This window comes from Streptacidiphilus cavernicola, from assembly GCF_042510955.1.
Lineage (GTDB): Bacteria > Actinomycetota > Actinomycetes > Streptomycetales > Streptomycetaceae > Streptacidiphilus > Streptacidiphilus cavernicola.
In genome coordinates this window covers 133845-155174 of sequence record NZ_JBHFAB010000021.1, presented here as the reverse complement: position 1 = coordinate 155174, position 21330 = coordinate 133845, and the positions used below count along the sequence as shown (strand labels likewise).

13 protein-coding genes, 1 rRNA gene and 1 pseudogene are annotated in these 21330 nt (G+C 71.8%); 11 read left to right on the top strand and 4 right to left on the bottom strand.

The features are described 5' to 3' along the window. Nucleotides 1–113, top strand: a 5S ribosomal RNA gene (gene rrf / locus ACEZDE_RS25285); the annotation flags it as partial. Between the two features lie 350 nt (nucleotides 114–463). On the opposite strand, the gene ACEZDE_RS25280 is transcribed toward rrf, so the two are convergent. Beyond that, nucleotides 464–1258 carry an inositol monophosphatase family protein gene (locus tag ACEZDE_RS25280; protein ID WP_380540160.1) on the bottom strand — a complete coding sequence of 265 codons (795 nt, stop codon included), beginning with the start codon at nucleotides 1256–1258 and terminating at the stop codon, nucleotides 464–466. A 68-nt stretch (nucleotides 1259–1326) separates the two neighbouring features. Between ACEZDE_RS25280 and cpt the strand changes: the two are divergent. The 5 genes and pseudogenes from cpt (at nucleotide 1327) to ACEZDE_RS25255 (ending at nucleotide 5391) form a co-directional block, all read left to right on the top strand. After that, nucleotides 1327–1878, top strand: a pseudogene (gene cpt / locus ACEZDE_RS25275) (chloramphenicol phosphotransferase CPT). Between the two features lie 119 nt (nucleotides 1879–1997). Further along, entirely contained in the window at nucleotides 1998–2375 is a 378-nt protein-coding gene (locus ACEZDE_RS25270; protein ID WP_380540137.1) for a DUF3224 domain-containing protein, read from the top strand. Nucleotides 2376–2541: 166 nt separating this feature from the next. Then, nucleotides 2542–3942, top strand: coding sequence for a dihydrolipoyl dehydrogenase (gene lpdA, locus ACEZDE_RS25265; protein WP_380540134.1), 1401 nt, complete (start codon nucleotides 2542–2544; stop codon nucleotides 3940–3942). Nucleotides 3943–4015: 73 nt separating this feature from the next. Continuing rightward, nucleotides 4016–4639 carry a TetR family transcriptional regulator gene (locus ACEZDE_RS25260; protein WP_380540131.1) on the top strand — a complete coding sequence of 208 codons (624 nt, stop codon included), beginning with the start codon at nucleotides 4016–4018 and terminating at the stop codon, nucleotides 4637–4639. Then, on the top strand, nucleotides 4636–5391 hold the full coding sequence (locus tag ACEZDE_RS25255; RefSeq protein WP_380540128.1) for a VC0807 family protein: 756 nt from the start codon (nucleotides 4636–4638) through the stop codon (nucleotides 5389–5391). Before ACEZDE_RS25260 ends, ACEZDE_RS25255 begins: the two co-directional genes overlap by 4 nt. On the opposite strand, the gene ACEZDE_RS25250 is transcribed toward ACEZDE_RS25255, so the two are convergent. Beyond that, complete coding sequence (locus ACEZDE_RS25250; protein ID WP_380540125.1) at nucleotides 5274–6614, bottom strand: benzoate/H(+) symporter BenE family transporter; 1341 nt, start codon at nucleotides 6612–6614, stop codon at nucleotides 5274–5276. The genes ACEZDE_RS25255 and ACEZDE_RS25250 overlap by 118 nt on opposite strands. A 197-nt stretch (nucleotides 6615–6811) precedes the next feature. Here ACEZDE_RS25250 and ACEZDE_RS25245 point away from each other — a divergent pair, with 197 nt between their 5' ends. Then, nucleotides 6812–7645 (top strand): phosphatase PAP2 family protein, encoded by an 834-nt coding sequence (locus ACEZDE_RS25245; protein WP_380540157.1) that lies wholly within the window; start codon nucleotides 6812–6814, stop codon nucleotides 7643–7645. Nucleotides 7646–7770: 125 nt separating this feature from the next. Here the strand turns inward: ACEZDE_RS25245 and ACEZDE_RS25240 are convergent, their stop codons facing one another. Next, entirely contained in the window at nucleotides 7771–8355 is a 585-nt protein-coding gene (locus tag ACEZDE_RS25240; protein WP_380540122.1) for an acetate uptake transporter, read from the bottom strand. Nucleotides 8356–8529: 174 nt separating this feature from the next. Beyond that, nucleotides 8530–11214 carry a SpoIIE family protein phosphatase gene (locus ACEZDE_RS25235; RefSeq protein ID WP_380540119.1) on the bottom strand — a complete coding sequence of 895 codons (2685 nt, stop codon included), beginning with the start codon at nucleotides 11212–11214 and terminating at the stop codon, nucleotides 8530–8532. A 239-nt stretch (nucleotides 11215–11453) separates the two neighbouring features. On the opposite strand from ACEZDE_RS25235, the gene ACEZDE_RS25230 reads away from it, so the two are divergent. From ACEZDE_RS25230 to ACEZDE_RS25215, 4 genes are all read left to right on the top strand, one after another. Then, nucleotides 11454–16157, top strand: coding sequence for a HAMP domain-containing protein (locus ACEZDE_RS25230; protein ID WP_380540116.1), 4704 nt, complete (start codon nucleotides 11454–11456; stop codon nucleotides 16155–16157). A gap of 324 nt (nucleotides 16158–16481) precedes the next feature. After that, complete coding sequence (locus tag ACEZDE_RS25225; RefSeq protein WP_380540112.1) at nucleotides 16482–17270, top strand: response regulator; 789 nt, start codon at nucleotides 16482–16484, stop codon at nucleotides 17268–17270. 156 nt (nucleotides 17271–17426) lie between these two features. After that, complete coding sequence (locus ACEZDE_RS25220; protein WP_380540109.1) at nucleotides 17427–20231, top strand: DNA translocase FtsK; 2805 nt, start codon at nucleotides 17427–17429, stop codon at nucleotides 20229–20231. A gap of 163 nt (nucleotides 20232–20394) precedes the next feature. Continuing rightward, a complete protein-coding gene (locus ACEZDE_RS25215) occupies nucleotides 20395–21168 on the top strand; it encodes a helix-turn-helix domain-containing protein (protein ID WP_380540106.1) in 774 nt (257 codons plus the stop codon). The last annotated feature ends 162 nt before the right edge of the window (nucleotides 21169–21330 follow it).

The window sequence follows — 21330 nt, the reverse complement described above, 5'->3', positions numbered from 1 at the left end:
GTGGTCATAGCGTGAGGGAAACGCCCGGCAACATCCCGAACCCGGAAGCTAAGCCTCACAGCGCCGATGGTACTGCAGGGGGGACCCTGTGGGAGAGTAGGACGCCGCCGAACAACCATTACAAGTAACCCCCCTGACCTTGTGTCAGGGGGGTTACTTGCGTTCCAGACACAAACAACGGGTTGGTGGGGTCGGCCTTCACCGTAGAACACCTGGCGGCGCCGTCTCGCGCCTCCGGCGCACAGCAGCCAACTACACGGGAGCCGGGCGGGGCTCGGGTTTGTTGTCTGGCTGCCGGGGTCGAGGGAGTGAATACTCACCCACCCCAACCACCCCGTGGCCCTGGGCCTTTGTAGTTGCTGCAGTGCGCCGGAGGCGCGAGACGGACCCGACACCGCAGCAACGGCGAAGGCCGACCCCACCCGACACAGCGCACCACTCAGGAGAGCAGGGAGCAGGGGAGTCAGGGGGGAGGGAGGAGAGTGTCCCGCACCGTGTGCCAGGACTGTGGATCTGCTGCGGCGAGGAGGCCCAGCCCCGGGTCGTCGGGGCGGTACAGGGTCGCGTCTGGGCGGGCCGCTGTGCCGCCTGCTTCGGTGAGCAGGAGGGCGCCGGGGGCGTGGTCCCACGGGAGGGTGCGCTGGTAGAGGCTGAAGTCGATGAGGCCCTCGGCGAGTTGGGGATAGTCGACGCCGGCTGCCTTGGTGCCGAGGCCCGCGTCCGCGAATTGTGCCCTGGCGGCTTCGACGTAGGCGCGGGTGGACGGCGGCAGGAAGCGGGTGAAGGCGGCCCCGCGCAGTTCGGCCGGGTCGGCGGAAGCGGGAGCGCGCTGGATGCGTACGCCGTCCCGCCATGCGCCGGAGCCGCGCTCGGCCTGGTAGCTCAGGCCGGTTGCGGGGTGGACGATCCAGGCGGCGACGGTCTCGCCGTGTCGGACCAGCGCCGCCATCACCGCGTAAGTGGGTCGGCCGGCGATGAAGTTCGCGGTGCCGTCCAGCGGGTCGACCAGCCAGACGGAGGGGGCCTCGCGCAGCGCCGTGAGCAGCGCGGGGTTGTCGGCCGTCGCCTCCTCGCCGACCACCGGGGCGTCCAGGACGGTGCGCAGCCGACGGGTGATCAGGGCTTCCGCCTCGCGGTCGGCGATGGTGACGACCTCGCCAGGGCTTTTCTCGCTGACGTCTCCGTCGGCCAAGGACTGGAATCGGGGCAGAATCGCCGTTGCGGCGGCTTCCCGAAGGATTTCGGTCACGGTCTCCATGGCGATGGGCATACGGCTCAGCCTAGTTGAGCGAACGCGCTTACGATCATGTCATGCAGACGACGCGAATGATCATCCTCAACGGCGGATCCAGTTCGGGGAAGTCCCAGTTGGCCCGGTCGCTGCAAGAGGTCCTGCCGGACCCGTGGTTGACCTTCGGGGTGGACACGCTGATCGAGGCGATGCCGAGGTCCCTCTCGGGGGCCTCGGCCGAGGGTGTCGCGTTCGCTGCCGACGGCGGTGTGGAGATCGGGCCGGTGTTCCGGCAGCTGGAGGAGGCCTGAATCGAGGGTGTTGTGGCGATGGCACGGGCGGGTGCACGGATCATCGTGGACGAGGTGTTCCTCGGCGGCGCCGAGTCGCAGCGGCGGTGGCAGAAGGCGCTGGGGGCTTCGGGAGCTCCGGAGGCTTCGGGCGGGTTGCGGGTGTGCTGGGTCGGAGTGCGATGCGAGCCCGAGGTGGCCGCGGCACGGGAGGCGGCACGCGCGGACCGGGTGGCCGGGATGGCCGCTGCGCAGGCCGAGTCGGTGCATCGTGGAGTGGCCTACGACCTGGTTGTCGACACCTCCGCCATGCTGTCCGCCGACTGTGCACAGATCATCGCGGCGCGGGTCGTTTGACCGGGGCGACGGTGCCTGGCCGCTAGGGTGCTGTCGATCGGACGAGTCATGAGCGGCCAGTCACGAGAGGCTGGCCATCAGCCATCAGCCACCGGCTGACAGCCACAGAAGAGGTAACCATGTCGAAGCGGGTCACCAGCGCGTTCAGTATCGACAAGTGGGAAGGTAAGCCTGCGGATTGGCACGGTGCGCAGCTCCAGCGGACCGAGGCGGCCAAGACCTTCACCGGTGATCTCGCCGGGACGAGCGCGCTGGAGGCGGTGATGCTCGGCGTGGGGGAGAACGTGTCGGCGTATGTCGCCGTGGAGCGGATGGAGGTGGAGTTCGACGGGCTGAAGGGGAGCTTCTGCCTGTTGCACGCGGCCACCGCGAACGGCGACGAGAACGAGATGAAGCTGACGATCATTCCGGGGTCGGGCACCGGCGACCTGGTGGGGCTGACCGGAACCGCGGTCGTCCTGCCCGGACACGAGTTCGCTCTTGAGTACGACCTCTGACGGTTCGATTCCTCAGCCGACCCGATGCCTGAGCCCGGTGCCTGAGCCCGATGCCCGGCTGATCCCTGAGCCCCGCCCCTGAGCCGACCGTGTGATCGTGTGAGAGTGGGCACGTCCCCGGGGAAGCCGCCCGCCTGCGCCGGTCGTTGTGCCTACGCTGCACGGTATGAGCACACACTTTGACGTAGTGGTCCTGGGCGCGGGCCCCGGCGGCTACACGGCCGCCGTCCGTGCCGTCCAGCTGGGTCTCCGGGCTGCGGTGATCGAGGAGAAGTACTGGGGCGGGGTCTGCCTCAACGTCGGCTGCATCCCCTCCAAGGCGCTGCTGCGGAACGCCGAGCTGGCCCACATCTTCACCCAGGAGGCCGACACCTTCGGCATTCGGGTCGAGGGCAGCGTGAGCTTCGACTACGGGGCGGCGTTCCAGCGCAGCCGCAAGGTCGCGGACGGCCGGGTGGCGGGTGTGCACTACCTGATGAAGAAGAACGGCATCACCGAGTACGACGGCCGGGGCACCTTCACCGACGCCCGCACGATCGAGGTGGCGCTCCGCTCCGGCGGGACCGAGACGGTCACCTTCGACCACTGCATCATCGCGGCCGGCGCCACCACCCGGCTGCTGCCGGGCACTTCGCTCAGCGAACGGGTGGTCACCTACGAGGAGCAGATCCTCACCGAGAAGCTGCCGCAGAGCATCGTGATCGCCGGGGCGGGCGCGATCGGCGTCGAATTCGCCTATGTGCTGCACAACTTCGGGGTCAAGGTGACCATCGTCGAGTTCCTCGACCGGATGGTGCCGCTGGAGGACGCCGAGGTCTCGGCCGAGCTGGCCAAGCGCTACCGGCGGCTCGGCATCGAGGTGTTGACGTCCACCCGGGTCGAGTCGATCGACGACAGCGGTGACCAGGTCCAGGTCACCGTCACCCGGAACGGGCAGCAGCAGGTGCTGTCCGCCGACAAGGTGCTGCAGGCGATCGGCTTCGCGCCGCGGGTGACCGGCTACGGCCTGGAGGCCACCGGGGTGCGGCTGACCGAGCGCGGTGCGATCGAGGTGGACGGGCGCGGACGGACGAACGTGCCGCACATCTTCGCGATCGGGGATGTGACGGCGAAGCTGATGCTGGCTCACGCGGCCGAGTCCATGGGCGTGATCGCCGCCGAGACCATCGCGGGTGCGGAGACCATGGAGCTGGACTTCACCATGATCCCCAGGGCCACCTACTGCCAGCCGCAGATCGCCAGCTTCGGCTGGACCGAGGCGCAGGCGCGGGAGAAGGGCTTCGACGTCAAGGTGGCGAAGTTCCCGTTCACTGCCAACGGCAAGGCGCACGGGCTCGGCGACCCGGTCGGCTTCGTCAAGGTGATCAGCGACGGCACGCACGGGGAGCTGCTGGGCGCGCATCTGATCGGCCCCGAGGTCACCGAGCTGCTGCCGGAGCTGACCCTGGCCCAGCAGTGGGACCTCACGGTGCACGAGGTGGCCCGGAATGTGCACGCGCACCCGACGCTCGGTGAGGCGGTCAAGGAGGCCGTGCACGGGCTGGCCGGCCACATGATCAACATGTAGCGCGATACGTGGTGGGAGGCGGCAGCGCGCCTGCGGGGTTGCCTCTGTTACTCGGGCGAGGTAGAAATTACTTGTGCGAGTAACAGAAGGCGCCCCGTCGCGGTCTCTGGCGGCGACGGCGCGGAGGGCGCAGATCGTCGAGGCGACCATCGCGGTGATCGCCGAGGTCGGCTACGCCCAGACCACCTACAGCCGGATCGCCCGTCAGGCCGGGCTGTCCAGCACCCGGCTCATCTCGTACCACTTCGGCAGCCGGGACGAGCTGATGGAACAGGTCCTGGTCGAGGCCGGCGGCAGTGCTGAGCGGGCCATCGCCGAACGGGTCCGGGCCGAGTCGACCGCGACCGGACGGCTGCACGCCCGGATCGAGGCGCAGCTGCGCTGGATCGCCGCCTACCCGTCCTACGTCCGGGCGCTCTACGAGGTCTCGATGAACGCGCGGGACGACGCGGGCGGTCAGCGCTACGGCCCTGAGCTGACCGCCGAGGCCAATGTGCACGAGCTGGGACCGATCCTGACGGACGGTCAGGGCAGTGGTGAGTTCCGTGAGTTCGATGTGCGGTTGATGGCGCTGACGATCAAGTCGGGGATCGACGCGGCGATCTCGCGGATGTTCGTGCCGCCGGTGCTGACCGTCGAGGAGTGCGTGCGGGAGATCACCACCTGGGTGGAACTGGCCACGAGGAGGGCCCCGTGACGCCCCCGGCGACCCCAGCGCCCCCGGCGGCGTCCGCACCCGCGCCGCGTCCCCGCACGGGGCGGCGTACCGCGCTGGTGATGGCCGCCGACATCGCGCTGCCGATCGGTCTCTACTACGGCCTGCGGGCCGCCGGGGTCAGCACGTACCTCGCTCTGCTGGTCTCGGCGCTGGTGCCCGCGGTGAGTGCGCTGGTGCAGTTCCTGCGGGAACGCAGGCTGGACGGGATGGCGGCGTTCGTCGCCGGGGTGATCCTGCTCGGCCTGGCGGTGTCGCTGATCAGCGGGAGCACCCGGTTCATGCTGGCCAAGGACGGCTGGGTGACCGGGCTGGGCGGCCTCTGGTTCCTGGGCTCGGTCCGGGCCCGCCGCCCGCTGGCGTTCCAGGGTGCGAGGCCGCTGCTGGAGGGGCGCTTCCGCAGCGACGGGACCTCGTGGGACGTGCTGTGGGAGGAGTCGCCGCGGTTCCGCGAGATCTGGCGGGTGTCCACGGCGATCTGGGGCGTGGCGATGGTCCTGGACGGCGTGGCGCGGGTGCTGATGGCGTATGTGCTGCCGGTAGACCTGGTTCCGGCGTTGGGCGGGCTGCTCTGGCCGGTCACGCTGGTGCTGCTGCAGGTGGTGAACGGGCTGTACTACGAGTGGTCCGGGCTGTGGCGGATTACCCGTGCGGGAGCGGGGACGTCGGTGGGTCTCGCAGCCGGTCCGGCGGGCGTGACGGGTTCGGAGCCGGGCCCGCCCGCGACCGGCTGAGCCACGGTGGCGGAACCCGCCCCGGCCCCGGCTTCCCCTGTCCCGGCCCCAGCCGTCACGCGGCCCCGGCGGAACAGGGCGTGGGCGGCCAGTCCGGCCAGGAGGCCCCAGAACGGTGCGCCGATGCCCAGCGCGGTCACCCCGGAGGCGGCGACTACGAAGGTGATCACCGCCGCCTCGCGACCCGTCTCGGCGCTGAGCGCGGAGGCGAGGGCCGAGCCCAGGGTGCCGAGCAGGGCCAGTCCGGCGACCGCCTCGATCAGCAGCGGCGGCGCCGCGCTGAGCAGCGCCGCGGACAGGCCGGCGGTCAGGCCGAACAGGACGTAGGCCGCGCCCGAGGTCACCGAGGCGATCCAGCGCCGGTCCCGGTCCGGGTGGGCGTCGGGCCCGGCGACCAGCGCCGCGGTGATCGCGGCGAGGTTGACCATGTAGACCCCGGCGACCGAGCCCGCGGCCGTGGTCAGTCCGGTGCCGAGCAGGATCGGCCGGGTCCTCGGTCGGTAGCCGAAGTGGGTGAGGACGGCGAGTCCCGGCACGTTCTGCGCGGCCATGGTGATCACGTACAGCGGGAGCGCGATCCCGGCGAGCGTCCCGGCGTTGAACGCGGGGGCGGTGAAGGTCGGTATCGGCAGCAGCCCCACGGTCGGCCCGGAGGCGGCCGGGTGGCGCAGCAGCAGCACCAGCACGGTCACCAGCAGTGCCCCCGGGGTGGCCCAGCGCCGGGCGAAGCGGGTGAGCAGGGCCCAGGCCGCCACCACCGGCAGCGCCAGCGACGGCAGCTGCACGGCGGCGTGCACCGGCGCCAGGCAGAGCGGCAGCAGCACACCGGCCAGCAGCGCGGTGGCCAGGTGGGCCGGGATCGAGGCGATCAGTTCGCCGAGCCGGGACCACAGCCCGGTGACCGCGATCAGCAGCCCGGCGACCAGGAAGGCCCCGACCGCGTAGCCGTAGCCGCCGTGCTGGTGGCCCGCGCTGACCAGCAGCGCGGCGCCGGGGGTGGACCAGGCGAAGCTGAGCGGCTGACGGTGGCGCAGCCCCAGCAGGACGGCGAGGCCGCCCATGGTGACGCAGAGCAGCAGCAGTCCGGAGACGGCCTGCCGCGGGTCCGCGCCGACTGACCGCAGGCCGGTCAGCACCAGCACGAAAGTGCTGGTGAAGCCCACCGCGGAGGTGACGAGTCCGGCGATGATCGGTTGGGTGGTGCCGACGTCCTGATGCCTCACAAGCCCCCCTGGCTCGGTGTCCGGTCGGCACCACGATAGTGCGGGGCCCTCGCGCCGCCCCGGGGTCGTCGCCCCGCTGCCCTCACCCCCGCTGTCGTGGCCCCACCGCCTCCGCCCCGGTGTCGCGGCCCCCCGCGCTGCGGAGCCGGGGTGCGGGCGGTTACGGTGTGTCGAACATTGAGGGAAGGGCGGTGCCGATGCAGAACCTGACGCTGTCCTGGCAGTCCGCGGCAGCCGTCGGCGTCGCGGTCTACGCCGCGTCCGCCGCGGTACGGCGCAGCGGACGGGTCTCGGTGGCGCTGGTGCTGCGGGAGACCGCGACCGTGCTCGGCCTGTTCGCGGTGTGGCAGTTCGCCGGGCAGATCTCGGTGATGGGCACGGATGACGCCACCGCCCGCGGCCAGTGGATCTGGAACGCGGAGCGGACCCTGCGACTACCGAGCGAGCGGACTCTGCAGCAGTGGGTGCTGCCGCATCCGCTACTGGTCCAGGGGGCTGACTACTACTACGCGGTGATGCACTTCGGCATGGTGATCGCCCTGCTGGCCTGGGTGTTCCTGCGGCACCGCGAGTCCTATCCGTGGGTGCGCACCACGCTGGTGCTGGTCACCGCGGCGTCGCTGCTGGTGCAACTGGTCCCGGTCGCGCCGCCGCGGCTGCTGGGGACGAGCGGGATGGTGGACACCGCGGTCCAGTACGGGCAGTCGGTCTACGGGACGACGATCGGCGGGCTCCAGGCCGACTCCTACTCGGCGATGCCGTCGGTGCACGTCGCCTGGTGCGTGCTGGTGGCGGTCGCGGTGGTGCGGATCAGCCCGAGCCGCTGGCGCTGGCTGATCATCGTCCACCCGGTGCTGACCGTTGCCGTGGTCGTGGTGACGGCCAACCACTACTGGCTGGACGGGGTGGCCGCGGTGGCGCTGCTGCTGCTCGCGTACCTGGCGCAGTGGGCGGTGGCGCGGGCGCTGGCCGCGCACAGGACGCAACGGGCAGCTGCCGACCCCGAACAGCGGGTGCCGGCAAGGGTGTGAAGGTCTGAGCAGGGCGGAACGCGCAAGGGCCGGACACCCTCCCCGGGTGTCCGGCCCAACGCGTTCCTGCGGATGCGGATGCGGATCCGCCCGCGTGCGGGTGCGACCGCGGGTCCGCCCCCGGCTCAGCGCACCGGGAGGGTCAGCCGTCCCCAGGTGCCGCCCGCCAGCGTCGAGGTGGCGCCGTACCAGGCCAGCAGCCCGGCCACCGCGGCCACCCAGCCGCCCGCCTTGCCGACGGTGTCGTTGCTCGCCAGGGTGCTGATGGCGAGCAGCACCAGGGCCACGGTGAACAGCCCGTACACCCCGCGGACCAGGTCGCCGCCGAGCCAGTGGGTGGCGGTGAGGGTGAGTGCCAGCAGGGCCCAGAGGATCAGGAACAGCGCTGTGGCGTCCTTGCCGGCCGGTGCGGCCTGCGCCCAGGTGACCCAGAAGGCGCCGAGCGCGGTGAAGGCGGTGCCGGTGGCGGCGCTGCCGCCGCGGAACTCCAGCAGGCCGGCGATGAACAGGGTGAGGCCGCCGACGAAGAGGGAGAGGCTGCCCGCGTCCTTGACGCTCGCGTCGTTGAGGATGCCGGTGCCGAGGAGGCCGAAGGCGAGGAGGGTGAGGCCGAGGGCGAGGTAGCCGAGCGGGCCGGCTGCGGACCCCAGGGTGAGGGAGCGGGGAGTGGTGCTGCTGGTGTTCTGTGCCACCGCGGCTTCGCTGCTCACGGGGGCTCCTTTCACTGGTACTACTGACCTGGATGTTCACATTTTCGTGACAACTGATCAGTACCCGTCAGTGACGGTGCGTCAACCATCCGTGACCATAGATTTATCGAAGGATTTCGGCGAGTCTCCGACGGATCTCCGACGCATGCGCTATAGGGACGTGCCGCGGAGATGTCAGCTCCGCTGGGTCGGCACCCGCAGCGCCAGGATCGCCATGTCGTCCGAGGCCGGTTCCGGGGCGAACCGTTCCACCGCGCGCAGGACCCGGGACGCGACCGCGCCCGCGGTCAGTCCGGTGCAGCCGGCCAGCACCTCGGCCAGGCCGTCGTCGCCGAGCATCCGGGAGCCCTCGCGGCGCTCGGTGATCCCGTCGGTGACGCAGAGCAGCACGTCGCCCGGGTCCAGCAGCACCGTTTCCTCGGCCAGTTCGAGGTCCTCCATCACCCCGAGCAGCGGCTGCGGCTCGGCCGCCGCCGAGACGCTGCCGTCCGGGCGGAGCCGCAGCGGCAGCGGGTGTCCGGCGCAGACCGAGCGCAGCTCCACCGTGCCGTCCTGACGCGGCGTCATCTCCCCGTACAGCAGCGTCAGGAAGCGGCTGCGCTCGCCCTCGTCCAGGATCGCCGCGTTCAGCCGCTTGAGCACCTCGGGGGCGGTCAGGCCCTCGCGGGCCAGCAGCCGCAGCGAGTGCCGGGCCAGGCCGGTCACCGAGGCGGCCTCCGGCCCGGTGCCGCAGACGTCGCCGATGGCGAAGCCGTAGGTGCCCTCGCGGATGGTGAAGACGTCGTAGAAGTCGCCGCCGACCTCGTTGCCCTCGCCCGCCGCGCGGTAGATCACCTCGACCTCGACGCCGGGGATCTTCGGCAGTTCCGGCGGCAGCAGGCTGCGCTGGAGCGCCCGGCTGATCGCGGTGCGCTCGGAGTAGAGCCGGGCGTTGTCCAGCGCCAGCGCGGCCCGCCGGGACAGGTCCTCGGCCAGTTCCAGGATCTCCCGGCGGAACTTCTCGTCCGCGGCCTTGCCCAGGGTGAGCATGCCGATCACCCGGTTCCTGGCGACCAGCGGCAGCACCACCGTCTCCCCGCTCACCGTTCCGGCGGTGGCCAGCGCGGTGGCCGGTCCCGAGCCGGGGACCGGACGGGTGCCGCCGTCGCGGCCGAGGCTGCGCAGCGAGGCGCGCATCGCCGCGTCGTGCGCCGTCTGCGCGGGCGCGCGCCAGTTCCGTGCGCCCGGTGTGTTCAGCGGCTCGGGCGGCGGGATCTGCCGCAGCAGCTCGCGCAGTCCGTCGATCTGGTCCTCGTCCTCGTGCAGCACGAACGCCAGCTCGGGGGCCGACTGCTCGGAGATGGTGTAGACCGCGCACCAGGCGGCCAGCGTGGGCACGGTCATCTGCGCCATCAGCGCCAGCGTCTGGTCCCGTTCCAGCGTGCCCGCGAGCAGGTCGGAGGCCTCGACCAGGAAGGACAGCGAGCCGCGGCGGAGCCGTTCCAGCTCGGTCAGCCGGGCGCTCTCCACCGCCAGTGCGATCCGGTCGGCGGCGAACTGCAGCCGCAGCGCGTCCTCGTTCCGGTACTGGTCGGCGGCCTGCGCGGCCACCCCGAGCGAGCCTGTCAGCCGCCCCTCGACCTTCAGCGGGACGGTCACCAGCGAGCGCAGCCCGGTCCCGCCGAGCAGCGGCACCGCGCCCGGCTGCGCGGTCAGGTCGTCGTGGACGGCGGGCAGCCGGGCCGAGCCGTAGCGGCCGGAGCCCGCCTCCACCGGCACCCGGGAGAACCGCTGCCGCCCGGACGGCAGTCCGCAGCTGGCGCGCACCTCCAGCTCGGTCTCGTCGTCGGTCGCCAGCAGCAGGTACGCCGCGTCGCCGTCGAGCATGTCGCGGGCCCGTTCGACCGTGCGCTGGAGCAGGCCGTCCAGGTCGTCGGGGGCGGGGGAGCCGATGAAGGCGTCGAAGGTCTGCGGGCCGCCGATGCCGCCGTCGGGGTGCGCGCCGGTCGCGGCGCTGTCGGCGTTCTGGCTGCGGAACGGCGACTGCAGCACCGCCCGCTCGCTGTCGCGGACCAGCAGGCAGACGGTCGAGGCGGCGCCGCGGCTGTCCCTGACCCGCAGATGGGCCCCGTACACCGGCATGGTCCTGCCGTCGCCGCAGCGCATCCCGTAGCTGCCCTCCCAGCGGGACAGCCGCAGCGCCTCGTCCAGGCCGAGGCCGGTGCCGGGGGTCTGCGGCCAGGCGGCGACGGCGCCCAGCGGTTTGCCGACCACCAGCGCCGGATCCAGGTCGAACAGCAGTTCGGCGTCCTGGTTCCAGCTCAGCACCAGGCCCTCGGCGTCCACCTGCAGCACGGCGACCCGCACGGTGGAGTCGGCGTCCGGGAGCAGCCCGTCCGGGGTGACCGGGCCCGCGAAGCGGGTGCCGGCGGCGCGGGCGGGCAGGTCGAGCCGGAACCAGATCCGCTTGTGCGCCGGCGCGTAGTCCACGCCCCAGCACGTCGCGAGCGCCGCGCACAACAGCAGCCCGCGCCCGCCCTCGCGCTCCAGATCGGCCCGGCTCGGATCGGCGTGGGCGGGCTCGAACGGCTGATCGGGGCTGCCGCCGGGCCGGGCGCCGTCGTAGAGCGGCACCGTGCGCCTGGGATAGCGGTCGGCGACCTCGATCCTGACCCCGTCGTCGTCGCGCAGGCAGACCACCTCGGCGGACGTCCCCGCGTGCACCACGGCATTGGTGACCAGCTCGCTGACCAGCACCACCGCGTCGTCCACCACCTCGGAGAAACCCCAGCCCTGCAGGGTGTCCCGGACAAAACCGCGAGCGGACGCCACGGAGCGGCCGACCGGCTCGAACGTGGCGGTTGCCCGCGCGGTGACCACGAGGTGACTCCTCTGTTCCTGTGCTGGGCTCAACGGCCCCGAGCCCGTCAGGTTACTTTCCCGGGGCACCCCACTGTGCCCGATCGGCAGGCGGATACCCCGCGGCACCCCTCCCGCAACCCCTGGGGGTCGCTAGATTGTGGAGTACAGGACGACGGCGCCGTCGTGCGCGCGCTTACCGGAAACCTACCGGGAATCGCGTACGGTGCCCGCCGGTCGGCGACTCTGGAGGGACCCCGGTGGATTCAGGCAGGGCGACAGCAACGGCAGCGGCCCGCGGCGGCAGGAGCCGCCGGAACCGGGGCGCGGACGCGGCGGACCTGCGCAAGATGCTGTCCGCGCTGACGGCCATGCGCGACGGCAACTTCCGCAGGCGGATGACCGTGCCCGGCGACTCGGTGATGGCCGAGGTCGCCGCGGTCTTCAACGAGATCGCCGAGCGCAACCAGCACCTCACCGGTGAGCTCGCCAGGGTCAGACGTGCGGTCGGACGCGAGGGGCGGCTGTCCGAGCGGCTGGAGGCGGGCGCGGGCGAGGGCGCCTGGGGCGCGGCCGTGGACAACTGCAACTCGCTGATCGACGACCTGGCCCGGCCGATGGCCGAGGTCGGCCGGGTGCTGGGGGCCATCGCCGAGGGCGACCTGGACCAGCGGATGGAGCTGCGGGCGCTCGGCCCGGACGGCGGCACGCACCCGCTGCGCGGCGAGTTCCTCAAGGTCGGCCGCACGGTCAACGGCCTGGTGGGATCGCTGGCGGAGTTCACCGACGAGGTGACCCGGGTCGCCATCGAGGTCGGCACCGAGGGCAAGCTCGGCGGCCAGGCCCGGGTGCGCGGGGTCTCCGGCAGCTGGAAGGACCTGACCGACTCGGTCAACATGATGGCCAGCCGGCTGACCGCGCAGGTGCGCGACATCGCGCTGGTCACCACGGCGGTCGCCAAGGGCGACCTGTCCAACAAGGTCACCGTGCATGTCGCGGGCGAGATGCTGGAGCTGAAGAACACCGTCAACACGATGGTGGACCAGCTCTCCGGCTTCGCCTCGGAGGTGACCCGGGTGGCCCGCGAGGTGGGCACCGAGGGGCGGCTCGGCGGCCAGGCCACCGTCCCCGGGGTGGCCGGGACCTGGAAGGACCTGACCGACAACGTCAACCTGATGGCGACCAACCTCACCGTCCAGGTGCGGAACATCGCCCAGGTGACCACGGCGGTGGCCCGCGGTGACCTGTCGCAGACCATCGAGGTGGACGCCCGCGGCGAGATCATGGAGTTGAAGAACACCATCAACACCATGGTCGACCAGCTCTCCGGCTTCGCCGAGCAGGTGACCCGGGTGGCCCGCGAGGTCGGCACCGACGGCATCCTCGGCGGCCAGGCGATGGTGCCCGGCGCGGCCGGGGTGTGGCGGGACCTCACCGACAACGTCAACTTCATGGCCGGGAACCTCACCGGCCAGGTGCGGAACATCGCCCAGGTCGCCACGGCGGTGGCCCGCGGCGACCTGTCGCAGAAGATCACGGTGGACGCCCGCGGCGAGATCCTCGGCCTGAAGACCACGCTGAACACGATGGTCGACCAGCTCTCGGCGTTCGCCGACGAGGTCACCCGGGTCGCCCGCGAGGTCGGCACCGAGGGCACCCTGGGCGGCCAGGCCATCGTCCCCGGCGTCTCCGGGACCTGGAAGGACCTGACCGACAACGTCAACTTCATGGCCAACAACCTGACCGGGCAGGTCCGCAACATCGCCGAGGTCACCACCGCGGTCGCCAAGGGCGACCTGTCCAAGAAGATCACCGTCTCGGCCCGGGGCGAGATCCTGGAGCTGGTCACCACCGTCAACACCATGGTCGACCAGCTGTCGGTGTTCGCGGACGAGGTGACCCGGGTGGCCCGCGAGGTCGGCACCGAGGGCATCCTCGGCGGCCAGGCCCGGGTCAAGGGGGTCTCCGGGATCTGGCGCGACCTGGCCGAGAACGTCAACTTCATGGCGTCCAACCTCACCTTCCAGGTGCGCAACATCGCCCAGGTGGCGACCGCGGTGGCCGGCGGCGACCTGTCCAAGAAGATCACCATCGAGGCGCAGGGCGAGGTCGCGGCCCTGGCCGACACCCTGAACACCATGGTCGACCAGCTGTCGGCGTTCGCCGACGAGGTGACCCGGGTGGCCCGCGAGGTGGGCACCGAGGGGCGGCTCGGCGGCCAGGCCCGGGTCGCCGGGGTCGGCGGGATCTGGAAGGACCTGACCGACAACGTCAACCTGATGGCCAACAACCTCACCGGCCAGGTCCGCAACATCGCCCAGGTCACCACGGCCGTGGCCAAGGGCGACCTGACCAAGAAGATCGACGTGGACGCCAGCGGCGAGATCCTGGAGCTGAAGACCACCATCAACACCATGGTCGACCAGCTCTCCGCGTTCGCCGACGAGGTGACCCGGGTGGCCCGCGAGGTCGGCACCGACGGGCGGCTCGGCGGCCAGGCCCGGGTCCCCGGCGTGGCCGGGACCTGGCAGGACCTCACCGAGTCGGTGAACGAACTGGCCGGGAACCTGACCCGGCAGGTGCGCGCGATCGCCCAGGTCGCCACCGCGGTGACCAGGGGCGACCTGTCGCTGCGGATCGACGTGGATGCGTCCGGGGAGCTCGACGAGCTCAAGGACAACATCAACCAGATGATCGCCAACCTGCGCGAGACCACCCGCACCAACCAGGAGCAGGACTGGCTCAAGGGCAACCTGGCCCGGGTCTCCGGTCTGATGCAGGGCCGCCGCGACCTGGAGGCGGTGGCCTCGCTGATCATGAGCGAGCTGACCCCGGTGGTCTCGGCCCAGCACGGCGCGTTCTTCCTGGCCCAGCCCGGGACCAGGCCGCCGGACCTGGTGCCGGAGGACGAGGACGACGGCGACCTGATCCTCCGTCTGATCGGCTCCTACGGCTACCAGCGGCGGGCCATGCCCACTACCTTCCGCCCCGGCGAGTCGCTGATCGGGCAGGCCGCGGTGGAGAAGCGGCCGATCCTGCTGAAGACCGCCCCTCCCGGCTACCTCAAGATCGCCTCCGGTCTGGGCGAGGCCGCGCCGGTCAACGTCATCGTGATGCCGGTGCTGTTCGAGGGCCGACTGCTCGGGGTGATCGAGCTGGCCTCGTTCAACCCGTTCACCAACGTCAGCCTGGACTTCCTGAACCAGATCGCCGAGATGATCGGGGTCACCGTCAACACCATCTCGGTCAACACCAAGACCGAGGGGCTGCTGCTGGAGTCGCAGCGGCTGACCGCCGAACTCTCGATGCGCTCGGCCGAGTTGGAGGCCCGGCAGGAGGAGCTCCAGCGCTCCAACGCCGAGTTGGAGGAGAAGGCGGAGCTGCTGGCCACCCAGAACCGCGACATCGAGATCAAGAACTCCGAGATCGAGGAGGCGCGCCAGGTCCTGGAGGAGCGCGCGGAGCAGCTCGCGCTGTCCTCGCGCTACAAGTCGGAGTTCCTCGCCAACATGTCGCACGAGCTGCGCACCCCGCTCAATTCGCTGCTGATCCTGGCCAAACTGCTGACCGACAACGCCGAGGGCAACCTCAGCCCGAAGCAGGTGGAGTTCGCCGAGACCATCCACGGCGCGGGCTCCGACCTGCTCCAGCTGATCAACGACATCCTGGACCTGTCCAAGGTCGAGGCGGGCAAGATGGACGTCCGTCCGGCCCGGATCGCCCTGGTCCAGCTGGTCGACTACGTCGAGGCGACGTTCCGCCCGCTCACCGCGGACAAGGGCCTGGACTTCGCGGTCGAGGTCTCGCCGGAGCTGCCGGTCACCCTGCACACCGACGAGCAGCGGCTGCAGCAGGTGCTGCGCAACCTGCTCTCCAACGCGGTGAAGTTCACCGACGGGGGCGCGGTCGAGCTGCGGATCCAGCCCGGCGGCAACGGCCCCGGCCAGCAGCCGGTGCCGCAGCACATCCAGGAGCAGCTGCTGGAGTCCGGCGCGATCAGCGACCCGGACGAGCCGCTGATCGCCTTCTCGGTCACCGACACCGGGATCGGCATCCCGCAGAACAAGCTCCGGGAGATCTTCGAGGCGTTCAAGCAGGCCGACGGCACCACCAGCCGCAAGTACGGCGGCACCGGGCTCGGGCTGTCGATCAGCCGGGAGATCGCCCGGCTGCTCGGCGGTGAGATCCACTCGGAGAGCGAGCTGGAGCACGGCAGCGTCTTCACCCTGTTCCTGCCGCTGGACTCGGGCCAGGACCTGGCCGCGGGACAGCAGGAGCCGCACCTGGTGGACGCCTGGGGCCGGGCCCTGCCGGTGATCACCGGCAGCCCGGCCCAGCAGTGGGCCGACGAGGTGCGCGAGGCCGCGCTGGCCCGCAGGCGCGAGGCGTCCGCCCTGGCCGGCACCCTGCCGCAGGCCAGGGAGCGGGCCAGGAGGGCCGGCCGCGACGGCGGCTGGCGGAACGGCGTCCAGGCGGTGCCGCAGCCGGAGCCCCAGCCGCAACTCCAACCGCAGGCGCAACCCCAGCAGCAGCCGGAGAAGGCGGAGGGGGCCCCCGGGGCCGGTCCGTTCGGCGGCTACTTCGAGGGCGAGAAGGTGCTGATCGTCGACGACGACATCCGCAACGTCTTCGCGCTGACCAGCGTGCTGGAGCAGTACGGGCTGACCGTCCTGTACGCGGAGAACGGCCGCGAGGGGATCGAGGTGCTGGAGCAGCACGAGGACGTCGCCCTGGTGCTGATGGACATCATGATGCCGGAGATGGACGGCTACGCCACGACCGAGGCGATCCGGCGGATGCCGCAGTTCTCCGGGCTGCCGATCATCGCGCTGACCGCCAAGGCGATGAAGGGCGACAAGGAGAAGAGCCTGGACGCCGGGGCCTCCGACCACGTCACCAAGCCGGTGGACACCGACCACCTGCTGGCCGTGATGGAGCACTGGCTGATGGCCCGGGAGGTCTGACCGGATCAGCCTCGGGGGCGGGTGGAGGGGCGCATCCGTCCAGTCCGCGCCGTCCCGGGGGCCGATCCGTCGCCACTGCGCGGCAGCTGCGCCCGGACGGGTTCCGGCCGATCAGGCCGGGGCATGGATGGAGCACACCCCCTGCGACGGCTGCGCCCAGAGCTGTACCCACTCGCCGGGGTGGTGGCCGGGGCAGAAGGGAACCGGATATGGTCACTCGGCGTTGCTACCGGTATCGGCTGGGTGACGGAGTGCCGTACCCGAACTGTTTTTGGGACGAGGATTGACGGTGGTGTGGGTGGCAGGCAGTGAGGTGCGGCTAGCATGACCGTCACGAGCACGACCGGCAGGACCAACACCGCGAACACCGGCGTCACGGGGCGAGGAGGGCAGGCCAAGGTGCAGAAGGCCAAGATCCTCCTGGTCGACGACCGTCCGGAGAACCTGCTCGCGCTGGAGGCGATCCTCTCGGCCCTGGACCAGACCCTGGTCCGCGCGGCCTCCGGCGAGGAGGCGCTGAAGGCGCTGCTCACCGACGACTTCGCGGTGATCCTGCTGGACGTGCAGATGCCGGGGATGGACGGCTTCGAGACCGCCGCGCACATCAAGCGGCGCGAGCGCACCCGGGACATCCCGATCATCTTCCTGACCGCGATCAACCACGGCCCGCACCACACCTTCCGCGGCTACGCGGCCGGGGCGGTCGACTACATCTCCAAGCCGTTCGACCCCTGGGTGCTGCGCGCCAAGGTCTCCGTCTTCGTCGAGCTGTACATGAAGAACTGCCAGCTCAAGGAGCAGGCGGCGCTGCTGCGGCTGCAGCTGGAGGCAGGCGCTCCCGGCTCCGCGGGCGGCAACGGACAGGGCCACGGCCCGGCCCAGGGCGACGCCGCGGCCCCGGCCGCGCGCAGGGGCGCCCCGGCCGGCGGCCTACTGGCCGAGCTCTCGGCCCGGCTCGCCGCGGTCGAGGAGCAGGCCGAGGCGCTGACCAAGCAGCTGGACGAGTCGTCGGACCCGGCCGCCGCGGCCACCGCGACCCATCTGGAGCGCAAGCTCTCCGGGCTGCGCCGGGCGCTGGACGCGCTGGAGCCGGGCGCGCCGACCGGCGGCTGACGGTCCGGCTTCCGCTGACGGTTCGACACCTGCTGACGGTCCGACACCCGCCTTTCCAAGCCTGGCGGTCCGCCGTTCGTCATTTCTTCCGACACGACGACGTCAAGCAGGCGCGACACGTGTTGCGGCTGAGCCGCCACCGGTAACCTGAGCCGCATGGCCACACGCACGTCCGGTCCTGCGAAGAAGGCCCCGGCCAAGAAGGCCCCGGCCAGGAAGGCCGTGCCGGTCAAGAAGGCCGCCCCGGCCAAGAAGGCGGCTGCTCCGGCGAAGAAGGCCGCGCCCGCGAAGAAGGCCGCCGCGGTCAAGCCGCCCGCGCCGCCCAAACCGCTGCCCTACCGCGCGGTGCGCGGCACCTGGCTCGGGATGGCGCACGGCGTCGGGGCGATGGCCCGTGGCGTCGGCAACGGCGCCAAGGGCCTGCACCCGGCGCACCGCAAGGACGGCGCGGCGCTGCTGCTGCTCGCGCTGGCGCTGCTGGTCGCGGCCGGCTCCTGGTCGGACCCGCAGGGCTGGCTCGGCGTCGGCGTCACCAACGTGGTGAAGGGCGCCTTCGGACGGCTGTCGGTGATCGTGCCGATACTGCTGGCCGGCGTCGCGGTCCGGCTGATGCGGCACCCGGAGCAGCCCGAGGCCAACGGACGGATCGTCATCGGCCTGGGCGCGCTGAGCATCGGCGTGCTCGGGCTGGTGCACATCGGCTGCGGTGCGCCCGGCGTGCACGCCGGGGCGACCCTGATCCGGGGCGCCGGCGGGCTGATCGGCCTGGCCGCCTCCCGCCCGCTGATGGCGGCGGCGGGACCGGCCCTGGCCGTGCCGCTGCTGCTGCTGGTCACCTTCTTCGGCCTGCTGGTGGTCACCGCCACCCCGGTCAACCAGATCCCGCAGCGGCTGCGGCTGCTCGCCGAGCGGCTGTCACTGGTCGAGCGCCAGCAGCCCGAGTCGCAGTCCGGCACGGACCTGGACGGGCCCGACGGCGACGGGTTCGACGGCCTCGGCCTGGTCACCGAGTTCCAGGGGGAGCCCGGCACCCCCGCCGAGCGCGCCGCGCTGCTGGCCAAGCGGGAACGGCTGGAGCGCGAGGGCGCGGTGGCCCCGAGCCGTCGTCGCCGCCCGCGCCGCCAGGGCCCGGCCGCCGACCCGGACCGGCCGCGCGGCGACCTGGACGCCATCGACGTGGCCGCCGCCGCCGCCGCGGACCTAGACGGGGCGCTGCTGCACGGGGTCCAGCCGTCCTCGGCGCTCGCCGACATACTGAACGGGGTCAAGGACCGGACGCCCCCGGGCGCCGCGCCGTACGAGGACAGCGGGTCGGTCCCGGCCGCCCGCCGCGAGGACGACGCCCCGGCGGCGGAGCCGGTCGGGTTCGCCAAGGACGCGGACGCCGGGCAGCCGGAGCCGGCCGAGCCGTCCGGGCAGTCGGCTGAGGAGCCCGCCCGGGAGCCGGGCGACCCGATCCCGCCGCTGCGCTCCGAGCAGCTGCGGCTGCCCGGCGACAGCGCCTACCGGCTGCCGCCGCCGGACCTGCTCACCAGGGGCGGCCCCGGCAAGGCCCGGAGCAAGGCCAACGACGACGTGGTGGCCGCGCTCACCAACGTCTTCGCCGAGTTCAAGGTCGACGCCGCGGTCACCGGCTTCACCCGGGGCCCGACCGTCACCCGCTACGAGGTCGAATTGGGCCTCGCGGTCAAGGTGGAGCGGATCACCGCGCTGGCCCGCAACATCGCCTACGCGGTGGCCAGCCCGGACGTCCGGATCATCAGCCCGATCCCGGGCAAGTCCGCGGTCGGCATCGAGATCCCCAACACCGACCGGGAGATGGTCAACCTCGGCGACCTGCTGCGCTCGTCGGTCGCCACCGGCGACCCGCACCCGATGCTGGTCGGCATGGGCAAGGACGTCGAGGGCCAGACCAGCGTCGCCAACCTGGCGAAGATGCCGCACATCCTGGTGGCCGGGGCGACCGGCGCGGGCAAGTCCTCCTGCATCAACTGCCTGATCACCTCGATCCTGATGCGGGCCACCCCGGAGGAGGTCCGGCTGGTCCTGGTCGACCCCAAGCGGGTCGAACTGACCGCCTACGAGGGCGTCCCGCACCTGATCACCCCGATCATCACCAACCCCAAGAAGGCCGCCGAGGCGCTGCAGTGGGTGGTCCGCGAGATGGACCTGCGCTACGACGACCTGGCCGCGTTCGGCTTCCGGCACGTCGACGACTTCAACAAGGCGGTCCGCAGCGGCAAGGTGACGCCGCCGCTGGGCAGCGAGCGGGTGCTGGAGCCCTACCCGTACCTGCTGGTGATCGTGGACGAGCTGGCCGACCTGATGATGGTCGCCCCGCGCGACGTGGAGGACTCGATCGTCCGGATCACCCAGCTGGCCCGAGCCGCCGGGATCCACCTGGTGCTGGCCACCCAGCGGCCCAGCGTGGACGTGGTGACCGGGCTGATCAAGGCCAACGTCCCGTCCCGGCTCGCCTTCGCGACCTCCTCGCTGGCCGACAGCCGGGTCATCCTGGACCAGCCCGGTGCGGAGAAGCTGATCGGCAAGGGCGACGCGCTGTTCCTGCCGATGGGCGCGGGCAAGCCGACCCGGATGCAGGGCGCCTTCGTCACCGAGGAGGAGATCGCGCTCGTCGTCGACCACTGCAAGGCGCAGGCCGAGGCGCAGTACCGGGGCGACGTCACGGTCGGCTCAGCGCCCAAGAAGGAGATCGACGAGGAGATCGGCGACGACATGGACCTGCTGGTCCAGGCCGCCGAACTGGTCGTCTCCACCCAGTTCGGCTCCACCTCGATGCTGCAGCGCAAACTGCGGGTGGGCTTCGCCAAGGCGGGCCGGCTGATGGACCTGATGGAGTCGCGCGGCATCGTCGGACCCACCGAGGGCTCCAAGGCGCGGGACGTGCTGATCCAGCCCGACGAGCTCGACGGGGTGCTGCTCACCCTCCGGGGGGAATGATCCGCGCCGTGCGCATCGCGGTGGCGTGTGGGACCGTTGACGGAGGGTAGGGGAACCGGACCGGACCTACCTGACCCTTCGTCACCACTTCGGCGGTATTCCGGTTGATGCCCGCTCGGAGTGGCCCCATAGACTGGTGATCCACCGCTCGAAAGGCGTACTCGTGACCGTCGGAACGTCCCCGCAGCCCTCCATCGGACAGGTCCTCGGCAGCGCGCGCGTCGCGGCCGAACTGACGGTCGAGGACGTCAGTGCGGAGACCCGGGTCCGGGTTCCGATCATCCACTCCGTGGAAGCGGACGACTTCAGCCGCTGCGGCGGCGACTTCTACGCCCGCGGCCACATCCGGGCGATCGCCCGGGTGGTCGGCGCGGACGGCGAGGCGCTGGTCGCCCGCTACGACGCGGCGCACGGCGGGGCGCCCTCGGCGGCCCGGCCGGTGCCGATCTTCGACAACGAGCGGATCCGCCCGGAGCGCCGCCGTCCGAACTGGACCGGGGCGATGGTCGCGGCGATCGTGGTGGTCGTCGCGGTGATCGGCTTCAACCTGGTCGGCGGCAAGGACAAGACGCCGGAGGCGCAGGCGGCGGTGCCGACCGCCACGGCCTCCGCGGTGCCGGTGGCGAAGCCGACCAAGCCGGTGCCGCACGTCAGCGCGATCGCGGCGGCGCCGGCCGGGCGGGTCACCCTCAAGGTCAGCGCGGAGACCGGGGACACCTGGCTGATGGTGGTGAACAGCAAGGGCAAGACGCTGTTCCGCAACAACCTCGCCCAGGGCGCGTCGCAGACCTTCACCGACCTCAAGCAGCTCAAGGTGGTCTACGGCGACGCGGGTGCGGCGCACCTGTGGGTCAACGGCAAGGACCTCGGCAAGGCCGGCAGCGCCGGGCAGGTCGTGAACGCGACCTACACCCCCGGCGACCCCCAGGCCGGCTGAGACCTTGCCCCACGGCGTGACCCGGAACACCCCACCGCACCCTTCGCGTCACGGACGTGAAAACCTCGGTGCTGTGCTGGTTCGGGGAGCCACTCCCCGTACCCCTGGGTCACCCGCGCGGGCCGCCGTGGACCCTTCGCGTCACGGACGTGAAAACCTCGG